Source organism: Methylobacterium organophilum (assembly GCF_022533465.1).
Classification (GTDB): domain Bacteria; phylum Pseudomonadota; class Alphaproteobacteria; order Rhizobiales; family Beijerinckiaceae; genus Methylobacterium; species Methylobacterium organophilum.
In genome coordinates this window covers 1,848,554-1,861,471 of sequence record NZ_CP092848.1, presented here as the reverse complement: position 1 = coordinate 1,861,471, position 12,918 = coordinate 1,848,554, and the positions used below count along the sequence as shown (strand labels likewise).

Genomic DNA, 12,918 nt, shown 5'->3' with positions numbered 1-12,918 from the left:
CTCGTCATCAGCCTCGTGGCCATTCCGAGTGCGGCCCAGGCTGAAGGCCATCATGGCGGCTATGGCGGAGGACATGGGTTTTATGGCGGCCATGGCGGAGGCCACAGGTACTATGGCGGCCACGGTCGCACTTATGGGTATGGTGGTTTTGGCTATGGGCGCCGCTACTATAGCGGTCGCGGCTACCGCAGAGGACACGGACATTACGGCCATAGGCGGGGTTACTACGGGGTCCCCGTTGCAGCTGGATTGATCGGTGGCTTGGCGCTCGATGGGCTCGTGGCGCACAGCCCATACTACGGCCACTACGGTTGTGGTTACGCTCCGAGCTTTGATTACCACTACGGTTACTGAGCACGGTCGAGTGTGCCTGCTATACTATTATTTGTCGTCGGGGCCGGATGCTCAACGGTAGATCCGGTTTCGGCTCAGTCTGATATCGATTTTGCGATCTAGTTGCGTCATCATCTGCGAGGCGACTTCTCATAGTCTTCATTTGTTCGTCGTCAGTGTCGCCCGGCTGAGCTCGACCGCAATGCTCAAGGCTTCGGTTGTCTGAAGCTGGGTTTGCGCGGTGATCACGTCTGAGCGAGCAGCGACACAGGCAGCGTACTGGTTCTGAGTGATCACGAGGCTGCTGTCGCCGTTCCCGTCCAGGACCAGCATCACGCCGAGGTCCCTGGCGCTCGCGGCACGGTCGAACAGGATCATCTGCCGTGCCTTCGGGCTCGCTTCCGCGGTCTCGGGCGCGCGCAGGTTGTCGACGACGGCCCGCAGCGAAAGGTCGATGATCTCGACGTTGCGGGCGATGTCGCGTTCGATGACCTGCATGAGGTTCCTGGAGGTCTGCTCGGCCTTGTCCCAGGCATCGCGACGAAGATCGAGGAGCATCGACGCCGACACGATCAGCACGCCGATAGGTGCCAGGACCCCGAGCGCCACCCAAGCGCGGCTATATTCAAGTGGTCGCGAAAGGCGCGGCAGGGTCATCGGCTGTTCCCCCCTGGGCTTGCTGGCCGTTGCCCGATCCTTCGCACGCCAGCCATTACGGTCGATTTACCCCGATGGCTTTCGACGCCTTCGACTCACTCGTGGCTAACGCCCGGTTTTATCGCGGTCTCACGCCGGACCGGCGGATCCGGGCGCGGGACCTGCGTCCCGCCGCCCGCTCATGGGGCATCCCGAGGATTGGCTACTCCGCGACCCGGCCCTCAGGCCCCAAGCGAGCTCCGTCGAGCTCCGTGACAGGTGTCCGGACCAGCCACCACCGCACCCGACCCGGTCGTTCGACCCACATGCATCGGCGCGCGCGATCCAGTCCGTCGCCATTCCTGCGCGAAGGCCGCCAAGTGCGGGCGGGCCGGCCCCTCCGCATCGAGGTAGCGCAGGAATCCCTCCACGGCTGCATCGTGGCCCGCGGCATCCGTCCTGCCCGTCAGATGCGCCCAGCGCATGAAGATGACGTAGAGGTTCGCCACGTCGGTCTCGCAGTAGTCCCGCACCCGACCGAGTTCGTCGCGCGCGACCAATTCGGCGACGCAGGACCCGTGCTCGCCCATCTTGCCCGGTGCGCCGACCGCCGCCGCAGCCTCCTCCAGGGTGAGACGCGAGGCCGCCCCGAAGGCTGAGATCGCATCCATGAGGTCGAGGTGCCAGTCCTGGGCGTAGCGCTGCCCGTAATTGGCCCAGCGCGTTCCGCGAAGAAACCATGCGGGGGCCGCGAGACCGTGCATCAACGAGCGGGCGAGGACCACCGGCATGTCGAACGCCCTGCCGTTCCAGGTGACGAGCCTGTAGCGTCCCCCCTCGAAAAGCCGCCAGAAGGCGCGCAGCAGACGTGCCTCGTCCCATCCCGGTTCGCCGCCGCTGCGGCAGGACCGCAACTCGTAGGTCTCGACCCCCGTGCCCGGCTCCCGACCGACCCCCGCCTCGATCACCGAGATGGCGACGACCTGATGCCACATGGCCTTTGGAAACCGGTCGGCCGGCCAATCCGCGGGCGTTAGGATCGGGTCCGGAACGGTCTCGATGTCGAGCATCATCAACGTGTCCGGGCTGCCCTCGTCGAAGTCGCGGCGGCGCAAGGGATGTCGCATGGTGTCAGGGCGCGGCTCCGCCCCGGGTGAGGCGGCGTCGAACAACGTCCGTTCCGCGAGCGGGCGACGGGCGGGTGAGCGCGACGCGGACGGGTCCCGGCATGCAATCGGTCGGCGTACGAAGGACGTCATGGCCTCTCCACTTCAGATGTCGTGCGTGCGGTGGGCACCGCGGCCCGGACCGGCGCGGCGTCGGGGGGAGGCGGCCTTTCCCGAGAACAACGCCCGAATGGCCGCGTCGTCGAGGTAGGCCGTGCGGAACAGGGCCTCCGCGATCCGTTCGAGGGCGAGGCGCTCGGTCCGCATGAGGTCGCACGCGCGCTCGTAGGCCAGCCGGAGCCGCTCAAGGACCGGGCGCATCAGCCAGGGCATCCGGGCCAGGTCGATGTCCTGGGCGGGGGCCAGGGACAGCAGCGGGAAATCGGCCGAGAACCCCCACGACGCCTCCATCGCCGCGGCGCATCGGGTCGCCTCGGCGAGATCCGAGACCGCGCCGGCGGAGACGTCGCCCAGGAGCACCTCCTCGGCCGCGCGGCCCGACAGGATCATCACCAGGGACCGTTCGAAGTCGCCCTCGGTCAGGGCTCCGTAGGCATCGACGAGCGCATGCTCGGTCAGGCCGCCGGTCGGGGCGATGGTTAGCGTCACCGGTCCGCTCGCGCCGCTGGCCAGGAGCGCGACCGCATGCCCGGCCTCGTGGACGGCGCAGCGCATCCGGAGCCCATCCCCGAGCGCCGGCGTCCCATCCGAGGAGCCTGCCAGGATGTCGTCCACCGTGAGGGTGCGGCCGGCCCGTCGCGCGCTGCCACGCGCCCGCCGCACCAGCGCCTCGACGTCGGCACCCGTCATGCCCCGCAGCAGCGGGACCACCGGCGCAAGGTCGAGGTCATCGGCGTCGGTCCCGAGATACTGGACCAGCATGCCGGTCAGCGCGTCGAGACCGGGAAGCTCGATCCGAAAGTGCCGTTCAAGCCGCCCCGAGCGCAAGATCGCAGGATCGATCCTCGAAGGATGGTTGGTCGTGCCGACGACGACGACCCCTTCGCGGCCGACGGCGCCGTCGAGGTGTTCCAGGAGGGCGTTGACGACCTGGCTGGAGTAATCGCGATGATGTTCTGAGAAAGTATTCCTATCTCCAAAGGAATCGAGCTCGTCGATCAGGACCACGCAAGGCGACCGCCGCGCTTCCTCGAAGAACTGCCGCATGGCGCCCAGGGTATGGCCAAGATGTCCGTCACGGGAGCCCTGCCACTGCGCGAGGGAGCCCGGATGAAGCGGTAGGTTCGCGCTTCGGGCCAGGGCCGCCGCGAACCGTGTTTTGCCCGTGCCGGGCGGCCCGCTGACGAGGGCGGCCGATTCACAGGCGGCGAACGGGATGATCCCCTCGTGCCACGACCGTAGGTCCGCCACCAGGCCGAGCCCCCAATCCCGGGCGGCTCCGAGACCGAGCGAGTCCTCAAGGCGGGGCGCGTTCGCGGTGCGCTGCCTCTCTCGCAGGCGCGAACGCCCGAGGCGCTCCAGGGCCTCGGATGCCCCGCGACCCGGGCGGATACCGAGCCGAAGGTCGGCGGCGGCCCGGACCGCCACGCAGTCCCCGAGCGCGGCGAGGGGCGGAACCTCGCCGGTCACCGCCTCGATCACCAGGCTCAGCACCTCGGCGTCGAGCGGAGCGACGAGAACCTCCCGGTCGACGGCGCGCAGGAAGTCGCGCGGCAGCGTCCTGGCGGGATCCGACGCGACGCCGATGAGCGGGACGCCGGCGACCACGGCCGCGCCGACGGTTTCGTTGCCGCGGTCGGGCCTATGCTCGCGCGAGGCCCCGTCACGCGCGAACACGACGACCTCCCGCCGGCTGCGGTCGTTCCAGGCCCCGCGCCCGCCCTCGCCATCCCGAACCCTCCATCCCAGTCCGAGGAGGCAGGGTCCCACGACGCACCGCATCGGCTCCACCCAATCCGGAGAGGATACGCGCACCAGTAGGACGGGGAAGCCGTCATCGGCCGCGGGAGGTCCTGCCGGAGCGAACGCGCGCCCCAGCATGACCGCGGCGGCCACGACGTCGGCGGCCAGCCGGGGCATGAGTGATGCCTCCCGCCGGCCGAGCGCGAGCGCGTCGAGCTCGGCTTCGTCCAGGCACCATGATGGATCCGGGCTCGCGGCTTCCTTCCGCAACGCCTCGACGAAGGCGCGCGCCATCGCGCAGGCCGCCTCGTTCGGTTCGGGCATGGCATCCTCCGGCTTCGCACGGGACTTCGATGGTGGGGGGCCGATGGTTCAGCGGCGGCGAGACTTGCGCATCCTCGGTCGCGCCCATCGCGCCGCGAGCCGCATGAGCCGGCGCTCGTCGGCGCTGCGCCGTGCCAGCGCGCGCAGGGCGTAGGCGATGACCGCCGGCGCGGTCGCGTCGCCGCGCTCGGCCATCAGCAGGAGATTGCCCATCACGAGATCCGACGCGACCGAAGCCGCGCCGCACGTGCGGACGTGACGGATGGCGAGCGCCGTGGCCGCGGCCGCGTCCCCGTCCCTTGCCGCGGACCAGCGCGTTTCGCCGAGTATCGACGTCGTCGCCAGCAGCCGCGCGAGGGCCGTTGCTTCCGCCCGGTCGAGGCGTCCAGGCGGGTACGTCCGCCAAGCCGCCACCACGCCGGCTTCGACCCTGGGCGGCACGCCGCGCCGCGGGGTTCGGATCGCACGCCGCAAAACCGAACACGAAACCACCCGGCCAGGCTCCGATGCCATATCCACCTCCAGCAGCCCCGCCCGTTCCAAGGCGGTCAACGAATCCGTCACGCTTTCGAAAAACTCGGCCGGTGCCCCCGCGGGGAGCCGGAACGACCCGATAGGCGAATAGGCGGTCGCCGCGCGGCGGACGGGCTCGGCTTCACAGCCCCCAAACCGATTGGCCCGGCTGTCGAATTGGCCACGACTTTTGAGAATACCTATATTATACCTGTGATATATAATACGATCAAGCCACTGCTGTCTTTGGCGGCTGGGAAAAGTCGTGGCGGCGGCAGCCCGAGGCGGGAAGCCAGCGAAGGGCGCCGTCCCCGCCCAACCTTTCCCGGCTCCCGATGCCCGTCGGCCTGTCCGAGGAGCTTGGTGCGGGCGGCCCTGGGCCGTAGGTCGACGTTCCCATCTCAGGCCTCGACCACCAAGGCTGAGTCGAAGGCATCGGCCGCATCCCAACGCCGCAAGGGGTTGGCGACCACCCTGGTCCGGCCAATGCGGTAATCCGCCGGGGCGACGGCCCGGCCGTGGACCCAGAGCGTCGGCGCCCCCCAGGCGTGCATGACATCCTCCAGGTCCGAGGCATGCGAGGCTGCCAGCCAGGCGTCCCCGAGCCATCCCGTCCAGGCGTCGGGCAGCGAACGGCGTGAAGGCGCGAAGTGGGTGAGCACGACGGCGCGGTCCCCGGGGCGAACACCGGGCACGAGCGTCCCGGGTCCCCTCGCGACGTTCAGCGATTGACACACGATGCTGGTGAGGGCGTCCTCGATGTATCCCCGCGATCTTGCATGGGCCCCGAGGGCGTCGAGCGGCGACCACGGGCGCCCCCGCCGAAGCAGGACGCGCCGGCAATCCGCCCAGCTGTGGCGGGCCGCGACCCTGGCCAGGCGGCCCTCGAAGCTCCCTTCGAGGCACCAGTCGGTCCACAGGGTCGCCCCGACCACCACGGTCCCGCCGCCGGCCTCGGGACCGATGCGTACCGCGTCGTCGGCGAGCAGGTGGATGCCGAGGTCCCGGGCGAGCTCCCGGCCGCGGGCGACCGCCTCCACCATGGGCGTCTCGGACCACAACTCCGCGCTGCCCGCCACCATCAGGACGGGCCTGTTCCCCTGTCTGCCGTCCAGGGCCCGCGCCAACCAGTTCAACGCGACGTCCAGCCCGATGGCCACTCCGCCCGCGACCAGCAGGACGTCGAACTCAGGAAGCGGATCGGGGAGCCGGAACTCGGGATTGCGGTCGACGAGCAGGTCGGACAGGATCCAGAACCTCGCGTTCTCCCTTCGGCTCCCGACGGAGGCCGGTCCGGGACAGGCCGTCCGCACCTCGGGCGTCGGGTCGATCCGCGCTCGGGGCCGAAACGGAAGCGGCAACGGCTCCGGGACCTCGGCGCCCGGAACACGACGAGGGGGGCGAACATGCCGCGTCATCGTAGCCCCCCGGCGGCCGCCGATCCCGTTCCGGTCGAGCCCGGGGAGCGGAACGGGATGGGATGCGGCGGAGGTGCTCCCCGGCATCCTAGCGCACGAGGCTCACGGGCGAAGTCCGGCAAGGGCGTCTCCATCGGCTCTCGGCTTGCGGGAGGCAGTCAGGGCGGGGCGGCCGCCCCGGGCGGTCTCAGACCTCGACGACCAGCCCGGGCTGGAAGCGCGGGTTCTCGCCGGGATATCCTCGCGGGTTGCAGAGCACGCGGGTCCCGCCGAGGCGGTAGTCGAACGGCGTATGGGTGTGCCCGTGGACCCAGAGCGAAGGCCGACCGGCCTCGATCAGGTCGTCCAACCGCGACGCGTAGGCGGCATTGAGCGGCTTGCCGAGGAACCGCGGCGCGACGCTCCCCGCCGCGGGAGCGTGATGCGTGACCACGACGTGCGCCCGCGTCGTCGCGTCCGCGGCGGACCGGAGCGCGGTTTCGAGGAAGCGGCGTGACGCGAGGTGCAGCGCGAGCGCCTCCTCCGGCCGGAACCGCCGCCACTCCGGCTTGCGGCTCCAGGCGATGAGGCGGTGATCGTTGAGGCCCACGCGTGCGTCCCGCATGGCGGGGACCCGCGTCGCCGGTCCGTCGAGCTCGTAATCCGTCCACAGGGTGCATCCCGAGACCACGACGTCGCCGAAGCGGACGGTGTCGTTCTCCAGGAGGTGAATTCCGGCCTCCATCGCGGCCGCGCGCCCCGCCTGCAACTCGTCCGGCAGGCATCGACGGTAGAATTCATGGTTTCCGGCCACGAACGCGACCGGCATATGCGGCCGGACCGTCGCGGCGAGCCACGCGATTGACTTGACGAGGCCCTCGCCGACGTCGCCGGCGACCACCGCGAGATCGGCCCCGGGGATCGAGGCTGGGGTCCATGGACTCCCGATGTCGATGTGCAGGTCCGAAAAGATCCATAGGCGCATCGGTTCTCCCTCGGTGTCGTCACCCGGAAGCCGCAGCCGGTCCGGCGCCCCGTCGTCGCTCCCGGCGGAGACGCCCGCCGGCTTAAGTTCCACCCGGGACCGCCACGCATAGGCGAACCGGGCATGGTGCGGTCCGCCCGTCCCGTCGGCGGCGAGACGGTCGAGCGCATCGGCGAGGAACGTCGCGGCAGCCTTTTCGCCGCGAAGCGCCAGCGCGAGCGCCGCGGTGGCGACCACGTCGACGTCGGGATGCGCCGGACCGCATCGTCCGAGGACCGCCCGGGCGTCGCGGAGCGCCGCCGGGGCGTCTTCCCATTCCGAGGCGGCCACGGAGGGACCGGACCCTTGGAGGGCAGCCGTCGCCGCAGCCAGCAACGGCTTGGCCAGATCGGGCGCGAGGGCGCCCGGCCCGACCGTCCGCCACAACCTGGTGAGGGACGTCGAACCGCCCGCCGCCGGCAGCGCCCAGCGACGTTCGCCTTGGGGGTGCACGGGCATCTCCTGACATCCTCGCATGGCCGCCCGGACAGGCGGCGAGGGCTCCCCCGCCCACATCTCGACGGGCGGGACCGGCTTCCGCCTTTCGAGCGAGGGAGGGGCGACCCGCCTCGACGGAAAGGGAGACGGTGCGCTACTGCAGGGAGGGACGCGGACCGGCGGGCCGTCCCAGGCGGTAGAGCCTGGAATAGGTGCGCGCCCAGGTACGACGGTCGGAAACGTAGACTTCCGAGGTTCGGACCCGGCGACCTGGGGGAAAGTCCGGATGGTGCGTGACGCGACCGACGAGCGCCGCGACCGGCCGCATCCCGAACTCCCATTCCTCAAGGACGGGGGCGGCGGCGAGCTCCTCCGCGGACGGGTATTCGCCGTCCTCCGCGGCGTCCAAGGCATCGGCAAGGTCCCGGAGCCGGTCCTGCGCGTCGCGGCGGTCCGCCTCGCCCATCCCGGCCAGGACGGGAGCGATGACGTCGCCGGGATGCCCCGGCATCGGGACCGCACCGGGTACGACCGCGTTCAGCACGCGAAGCGCAGCGCGAACGGACAGGGACGCGAGCAGGGATCCATGGGCCGGGGCGGCGGCGTCCCGCAGCGGAGCCGGCAGGCCGCGAGGGATCACGCGGATCGAGGTGTCGTCCAGGCCCGCGGCCGCCGCCGTGTCGCGCACGGTTCGGTCGGACGCTCCGAGTGAGGGGAAACCGCACCCCAGCAGCCAAGGGACGGCGGCATGCGCGGTCGCGCGCAGCATGGACACGGCCATGGCGCGTTCGAGGACGGACGGTCCGACGGCGATCACCCTGGGACATTCCCCGAGATCAACCGGGCAGTCCGCCGCCCACCCTGGCGGCAGGTCGAGCACCACGAGGCGTCGCGCGGGATCGGCGGCCGCTTCCCGCGGGAAGTCCTCTGCGAAGGAGGGACCGTCCCTGCAAAGCTCGACAACGCGCAGCGTGTCCGGCACGCTGTCGAGTCGAGGCAGCCGGGATTCGTGCGCGCCTACGACGCGCAGGAGCGTCGTGGCGGTGCCGACCGAGGCTGCGGCACGGGCAATCAGGAAGGCGGCGTGCGTGCCAACGGCACGGCCATCGCCGCCGAACAGCGCGATGATCATGGCGAAACCCCAAAGGCGGAAAGCGGCCCTCCCGCTCGACGATCAGTCGGGCGGGGGCGGGCAGTCGGCGGTGCTTGTTGAAGTTCCCAATTATACCTGTGCTATAAAAATCTTTCAAGCCTCGCCCGACGCGCCTCGGGGAGTGGACTTCGCCTCGGCTGCGGATTTCCCTCCGGACCGGACCGTGCCAGGATACCTATGCCAAGCCGCCCGCCTGCTGGTCGGTCTCACCCAGCAGGAGCTTCACCTGCTGGCGCGCGTTTCGAAGAAGTCGATCAACGACTACGAGAACGGCTTCATCGCGATCCGAGTCGCGCTTGCGAAGCGCTTGGTCGCGGCCCTTCGCGGCGCGGGCGCCCGTTTCATCGCGGGCGAGGGATACGTCGGCGTGATCGTGAGCGGGCGGAGAACGGAGGCGGGCGTCCCGGCGGCTCCCTTCGGACAGGGAGTCCAGGAAGCCGGGATCGTCTCCGACCCGGGTCCCTCGGGCGGTTCCGCCAAGCCGCGCCCCGCCCGCGGCAGGCGTGCGTCGCAGGGGGATTGAGGCTCGAAATCCCCCGGTGGCGGTTCTCGGCGCGTTCCAGGCTCACCCCGTCCTGCCTTCGAGCCTCGTCACACGACCTTGCCGACGAGGCTCCCGATGCCTGCGGTGACGCCCACGGCGAGTGATCCCCGGAACGTCACCTGTACTGTACCGTCGCCCGCGGCACTGCGGCACCACCCGCCTTCGCCCCGAGGGCGCCGAGAATGGCGAGGAACACCAGCGAGGCCGCTACCTCCGTGTATTCGGGCCCGCGCTCGACGTAGATGCGAGCGAGATTTTGGCGCTTCGCCAGGGGTCGTCGGTGAGTTCGAGCCGCTCGCGGTCGGCCCGCTCGGTCTCGGACCGGGAATTGACCGAAGGGCACTTCCCGACCGCCATCGACATCGCGCTAGCCATCAGGATCTCCCCGTTTGTGCGTGGCGGACACCGCGACGCCGACGCTGAGGCTCGCGGTCGATACGGGTCCATCGTTGGTGCTAAACGCCGCGACGCGAAGCCAGCCGGCACGGTCGATAAGGTGCTGTGCGGGTCCTATTTACGGCTACGGCGAGAACAGCGAGGGTCGGCAGGCCCAACGTGTTCATCCGAAAGACCTTTGACCGCAGCACGAGCTGAAACTTTCGTGGCGGATAAACCAGCGCTGCGTCATGGCCGACACGGCGCAAGCTTGCCCGGCTTTTCCTGAGCAGGTCCCGGATTCAGGAGATGCGGCCGTGCTCATGCGCGCACTGTCGATGGTCGGCCAGCGTCTCGATCACCCGACACTCCCCCACCCGACCGTGGCCACATGCCTCGACCATGCGCCGCAACTCTCCGCGCAAAGCCACGAGTTGCCCGATTCGACGCTCGACCTCGGCCATGTGTCGACGGGCGATGCCGTCCACCTCCGCGCAGGACCGGTCCGGCTCGGTGGACAGAGCCAGCAACTCGCGAATCGCCTGGATCTCGAATCCGAGTTCGCGCGCATGACGGATGAAATTGAGCCGGGATATCTCTGTCTCCAAATAGCGACGCTGCTTGCCCTCGGTGCGGGTCGGGGCCGGCATCAAGCCTGCTCCCTCGTAGTAGCGGATGGTTGGCACCTTCACGCCCGTGCGGCGCGACAGCTCTCCGATTGAAATGTTCATATCCCGGCCAAACCTCCAGTCCTTAGAGGTTGCACTCTCCTTCCTCCTCGATGGGAAGGGGGCACGAAAGCGGATGGCTCCGACGAACTGTCCGAACGCCATCCGTCACTCGACCGTTTTAAGCCGCCGCAGCCCATCCTTTTGACCTTGAAGCTTTGCGTGACGCTCTCCCGTTGATGACGTCGCACACGGATGGGACCTCCCATGGTGGGAACGTGAAGGGCCTCAGGCGCTCGATCTTCCCTCTCCAAGGAGCCGCAGCGCGTTTGCCGTCACCAGCACGGTTGCCCCGGTATCCGCCAGGATGGCAGGCCATAGGCCGGTGACCCCTAGAACCGTCGTGACCAGGAACACTGCCTTCAAGCCGAGCGCCAGGGCGATGTTCGTCCTGATGTTGAACAGCGTCCGGCGCGAAAGCTCGATCATCCGGGCGATGTCTGCGACGCGTCCGTGCAGGGCCGCCGCATCCGCCGTCTCAAGCGCCACGTCGGCGCCCCCACCCATCGCGATACCGACGTCCGCGGCCGCGAGCGCCGGCGCGTCGTTGATGCCGTCGCCGACCTTGGCCACCACGGCGCCAGTGGCTTGGCGCTCCCGCACGATCCGCTGCTTGTCCTCAGGCAGGAGCTCGGCCCACACCTCGATGCCGAGCGCGGCCGCCACGGCCCAGGCCGTCCGCGCGGTGTCGCCGGTCAGCATGATCGCGCCGACGCCGAGCGACGCAAGGCGGTCGACCCCCTCCCTCGCGTCGGACCTGGGCTCGTCTCGCATCGCGAGCAGCCCGGCTACCGCCCCGTTCGCGAGGAGCACGGACACGGTCTTACCCTCGCCCTGGAGCCCGGAGACCCGCTCCTCCTGATCGGGCGTGAACGGCACGCGCGCGCCGGCTTCCCTCGGCGAGCCAAGGAACAAGTCGAGCCCCCCGACCTTGCTGGCGATGCCCTTGCCGCCGAATGCCTGGGCCCCGAATGCCGGGGGCACCGGCGCTCCGGCCTCGGCGGCCTTGGCCAGCACGGCCCGGGCGAGCGGGTGCGAGGAGCCACCCTCAAGGGCGCCCGACAGCGACAGCACGTCCCGCTCGGACCTCCCGAATGCCACCACGTTCGTCACGACGGGCTTGCCCTCCGTCAGGGTTCCCGTCTTGTCGAAGGCGACCGTCGTCACCGAGGCCAGCCGCTCCAGGACGGCGCCGCCCTTGATGAGAAGCCCGCGCCGGGCCCCGGCCGAGAGGCCGGCCGCGATGGCCGCCGGCGTCGAGATGACGAGCGCGCAGGGGCAGCCGATCAGCAGGATCGCCAACCCCTTGTAGACCCAATCCCCCCACGCGCCGCCCGTGAGAAGCGGCGGGACCACCGCCACCAAGGTGGCCACCGCGACGACGGCGGGGGTGTAGACCCTGGAGAACCGGTCGATCAGGCGCTCGGTCGGCGCCTTCGCCTCCTGCGCTTCCTCCACCAGCTGCACCACCCGGGCGATGGTGTTGTCCTTGGCAGCCGCGGTCACCCGGACGCGGAGCGCCCCGTCGCCGTTGACCGTCCCGGCGAAGACTGCGTCGCCAGGCTCCTTGCGCCTCGGCACGCTCTCACCGGTGACCGACGCCTCGTCGACGTCGCTCCCGCCGTCGAGGATGGTCCCGTCCGCCGGGACGCGGTCACCCGGCCGCACCAGCACGGTGGCGCCGACCTTGAGGCTCGCGGCGGGCACAGATTCAGTCGTGCCGTCGCGTTCCAGCAGCGCCGTCTCCGGGACGAGACCGGTCAACCCACGGATGCTCGCCCGGGCTCGACCGGCAGCGACGCCCTCCAGAACTTCGCCGATCAGGAACAGGAAGACGACGGTCGCCGCCTCCTCGGTCGCCCCGATGACGGTCGCGCCGACGGCGGCGATCGTCATGAGCATCTCGATGGAGAAAGGCGTCCCATGCCGGGCGGCCAAGATAGCTCGTCGGGCAACCGGCACCAGCCCAACCGCCATGGCCGCGAGGAAAGCCCAGCGCTCGGTAATCGGCGCGACGTGCCCGAGCGCGTAGGCTGTCACCAGGGCCGCGCCGCAGGAAGCCGCCAGCAGGGCTTTCGGCGCCCTCCACCAAGGTGTCTCAGCGGTATCCCCCAACGCCACGGCGTCCGGGTCCTCGGCCCCGTAGCCGAGGCCGCGGACGGTGTCAGCGATCATTCTCGCATCGGTCCCGGGTCCGTGACGCACCGCGAGCGTCTCGGCGGCCACCGAGACCTGCACCTGCGCGATGTCGGGCAGGCGGCGCACGGCGGCCTCGACCTTCGCCGCGCAGGACGCGCAGTCCATGCCGGTCACCCGCAGGCGGGTCGTCGGGACGTCGGTCCTGTCCAGGGTCGCTGCTTCGGTCACGGCGGGTGCCTTCCTTGTGGTTAAGGCGACCCTACTTCCTCTAGCGACTAGAGGAGC

At 70.1% G+C, this 12,918-nt stretch carries 9 protein-coding genes and 2 pseudogenes; 1 reads left to right on the top strand and 10 read right to left on the bottom strand.

Annotated elements, in window-relative coordinates; all coding sequences use genetic code 11:
• Window positions 1-510 precede the first annotated feature (510 nt).
• The 7 genes and pseudogenes from MMB17_RS08645 to MMB17_RS08615 form a co-directional block, all read right to left on the bottom strand.
• A pseudogene (locus MMB17_RS08645) lies at window positions 511-990 on the bottom strand (hypothetical protein); the annotation flags it as partial.
• A gap of 221 nt (window positions 991-1,211) precedes the next feature.
• Window positions 1,212-2,096, bottom strand: coding sequence for a 3'-5' exonuclease (locus tag MMB17_RS08640; protein WP_231343940.1), 885 nt, complete (start codon window positions 2,094-2,096; stop codon window positions 1,212-1,214).
• Window positions 2,097-2,240: 144 nt separating this feature from the next.
• Window positions 2,241-4,322 (bottom strand): AAA family ATPase, encoded by a 2,082-nt coding sequence (locus MMB17_RS08635; protein ID WP_003596813.1) that lies wholly within the window; start codon window positions 4,320-4,322, stop codon window positions 2,241-2,243.
• A gap of 48 nt (window positions 4,323-4,370) precedes the next feature.
• Complete coding sequence (locus MMB17_RS08630; protein ID WP_238257619.1) at window positions 4,371-4,886, bottom strand: hypothetical protein; 516 nt, start codon at window positions 4,884-4,886, stop codon at window positions 4,371-4,373.
• A 350-nt stretch (window positions 4,887-5,236) separates the two neighbouring features.
• Window positions 5,237-6,196, bottom strand: coding sequence for a metallophosphoesterase family protein (locus MMB17_RS08625; protein WP_003596815.1), 960 nt, complete (start codon window positions 6,194-6,196; stop codon window positions 5,237-5,239).
• Window positions 6,197-6,440: 244 nt separating this feature from the next.
• Window positions 6,441-7,454 carry a metallophosphoesterase gene (locus tag MMB17_RS08620; protein ID WP_241101738.1) on the bottom strand — a complete coding sequence of 338 codons (1,014 nt, stop codon included), beginning with the start codon at window positions 7,452-7,454 and terminating at the stop codon, window positions 6,441-6,443.
• 394 nt (window positions 7,455-7,848) lie between these two features.
• Window positions 7,849-8,826 (bottom strand): DUF6634 family protein, encoded by a 978-nt coding sequence (locus tag MMB17_RS08615; protein WP_003596818.1) that lies wholly within the window; start codon window positions 8,824-8,826, stop codon window positions 7,849-7,851.
• Here MMB17_RS08615 and MMB17_RS08610 point away from each other — a divergent pair.
• Window positions 8,819-9,370: a helix-turn-helix transcriptional regulator gene (locus MMB17_RS08610; protein WP_238229976.1), complete on the top strand. Its 552-nt coding sequence runs from the start codon at window positions 8,819-8,821 to the stop codon at window positions 9,368-9,370. The two genes, MMB17_RS08615 and MMB17_RS08610, sit on opposite strands and share 8 nt — an antisense overlap.
• Window positions 9,371-9,438: 68 nt before the next feature.
• On the opposite strand, the pseudogene MMB17_RS08605 reads toward MMB17_RS08610, so the two are convergent.
• The 3 genes and pseudogenes from MMB17_RS08605 to MMB17_RS08595 all read right to left on the bottom strand — a co-directional run bounded on the left by MMB17_RS08605 (window position 9,439) and on the right by MMB17_RS08595 (window position 12,861).
• Window positions 9,439-9,905: pseudogene (locus MMB17_RS08605) on the bottom strand (VIT1/CCC1 transporter family protein).
• A 163-nt stretch (window positions 9,906-10,068) separates the two neighbouring features.
• Complete coding sequence (locus MMB17_RS08600) at window positions 10,069-10,497, bottom strand: MerR family transcriptional regulator (RefSeq protein WP_026105497.1); 429 nt, start codon at window positions 10,495-10,497, stop codon at window positions 10,069-10,071.
• A gap of 225 nt (window positions 10,498-10,722) precedes the next feature.
• On the bottom strand, window positions 10,723-12,861 hold the full coding sequence (locus tag MMB17_RS08595) for a heavy metal translocating P-type ATPase (protein ID WP_003596824.1): 2,139 nt from the start codon (window positions 12,859-12,861) through the stop codon (window positions 10,723-10,725).
• Window positions 12,862-12,918 lie beyond the last annotated feature (57 nt).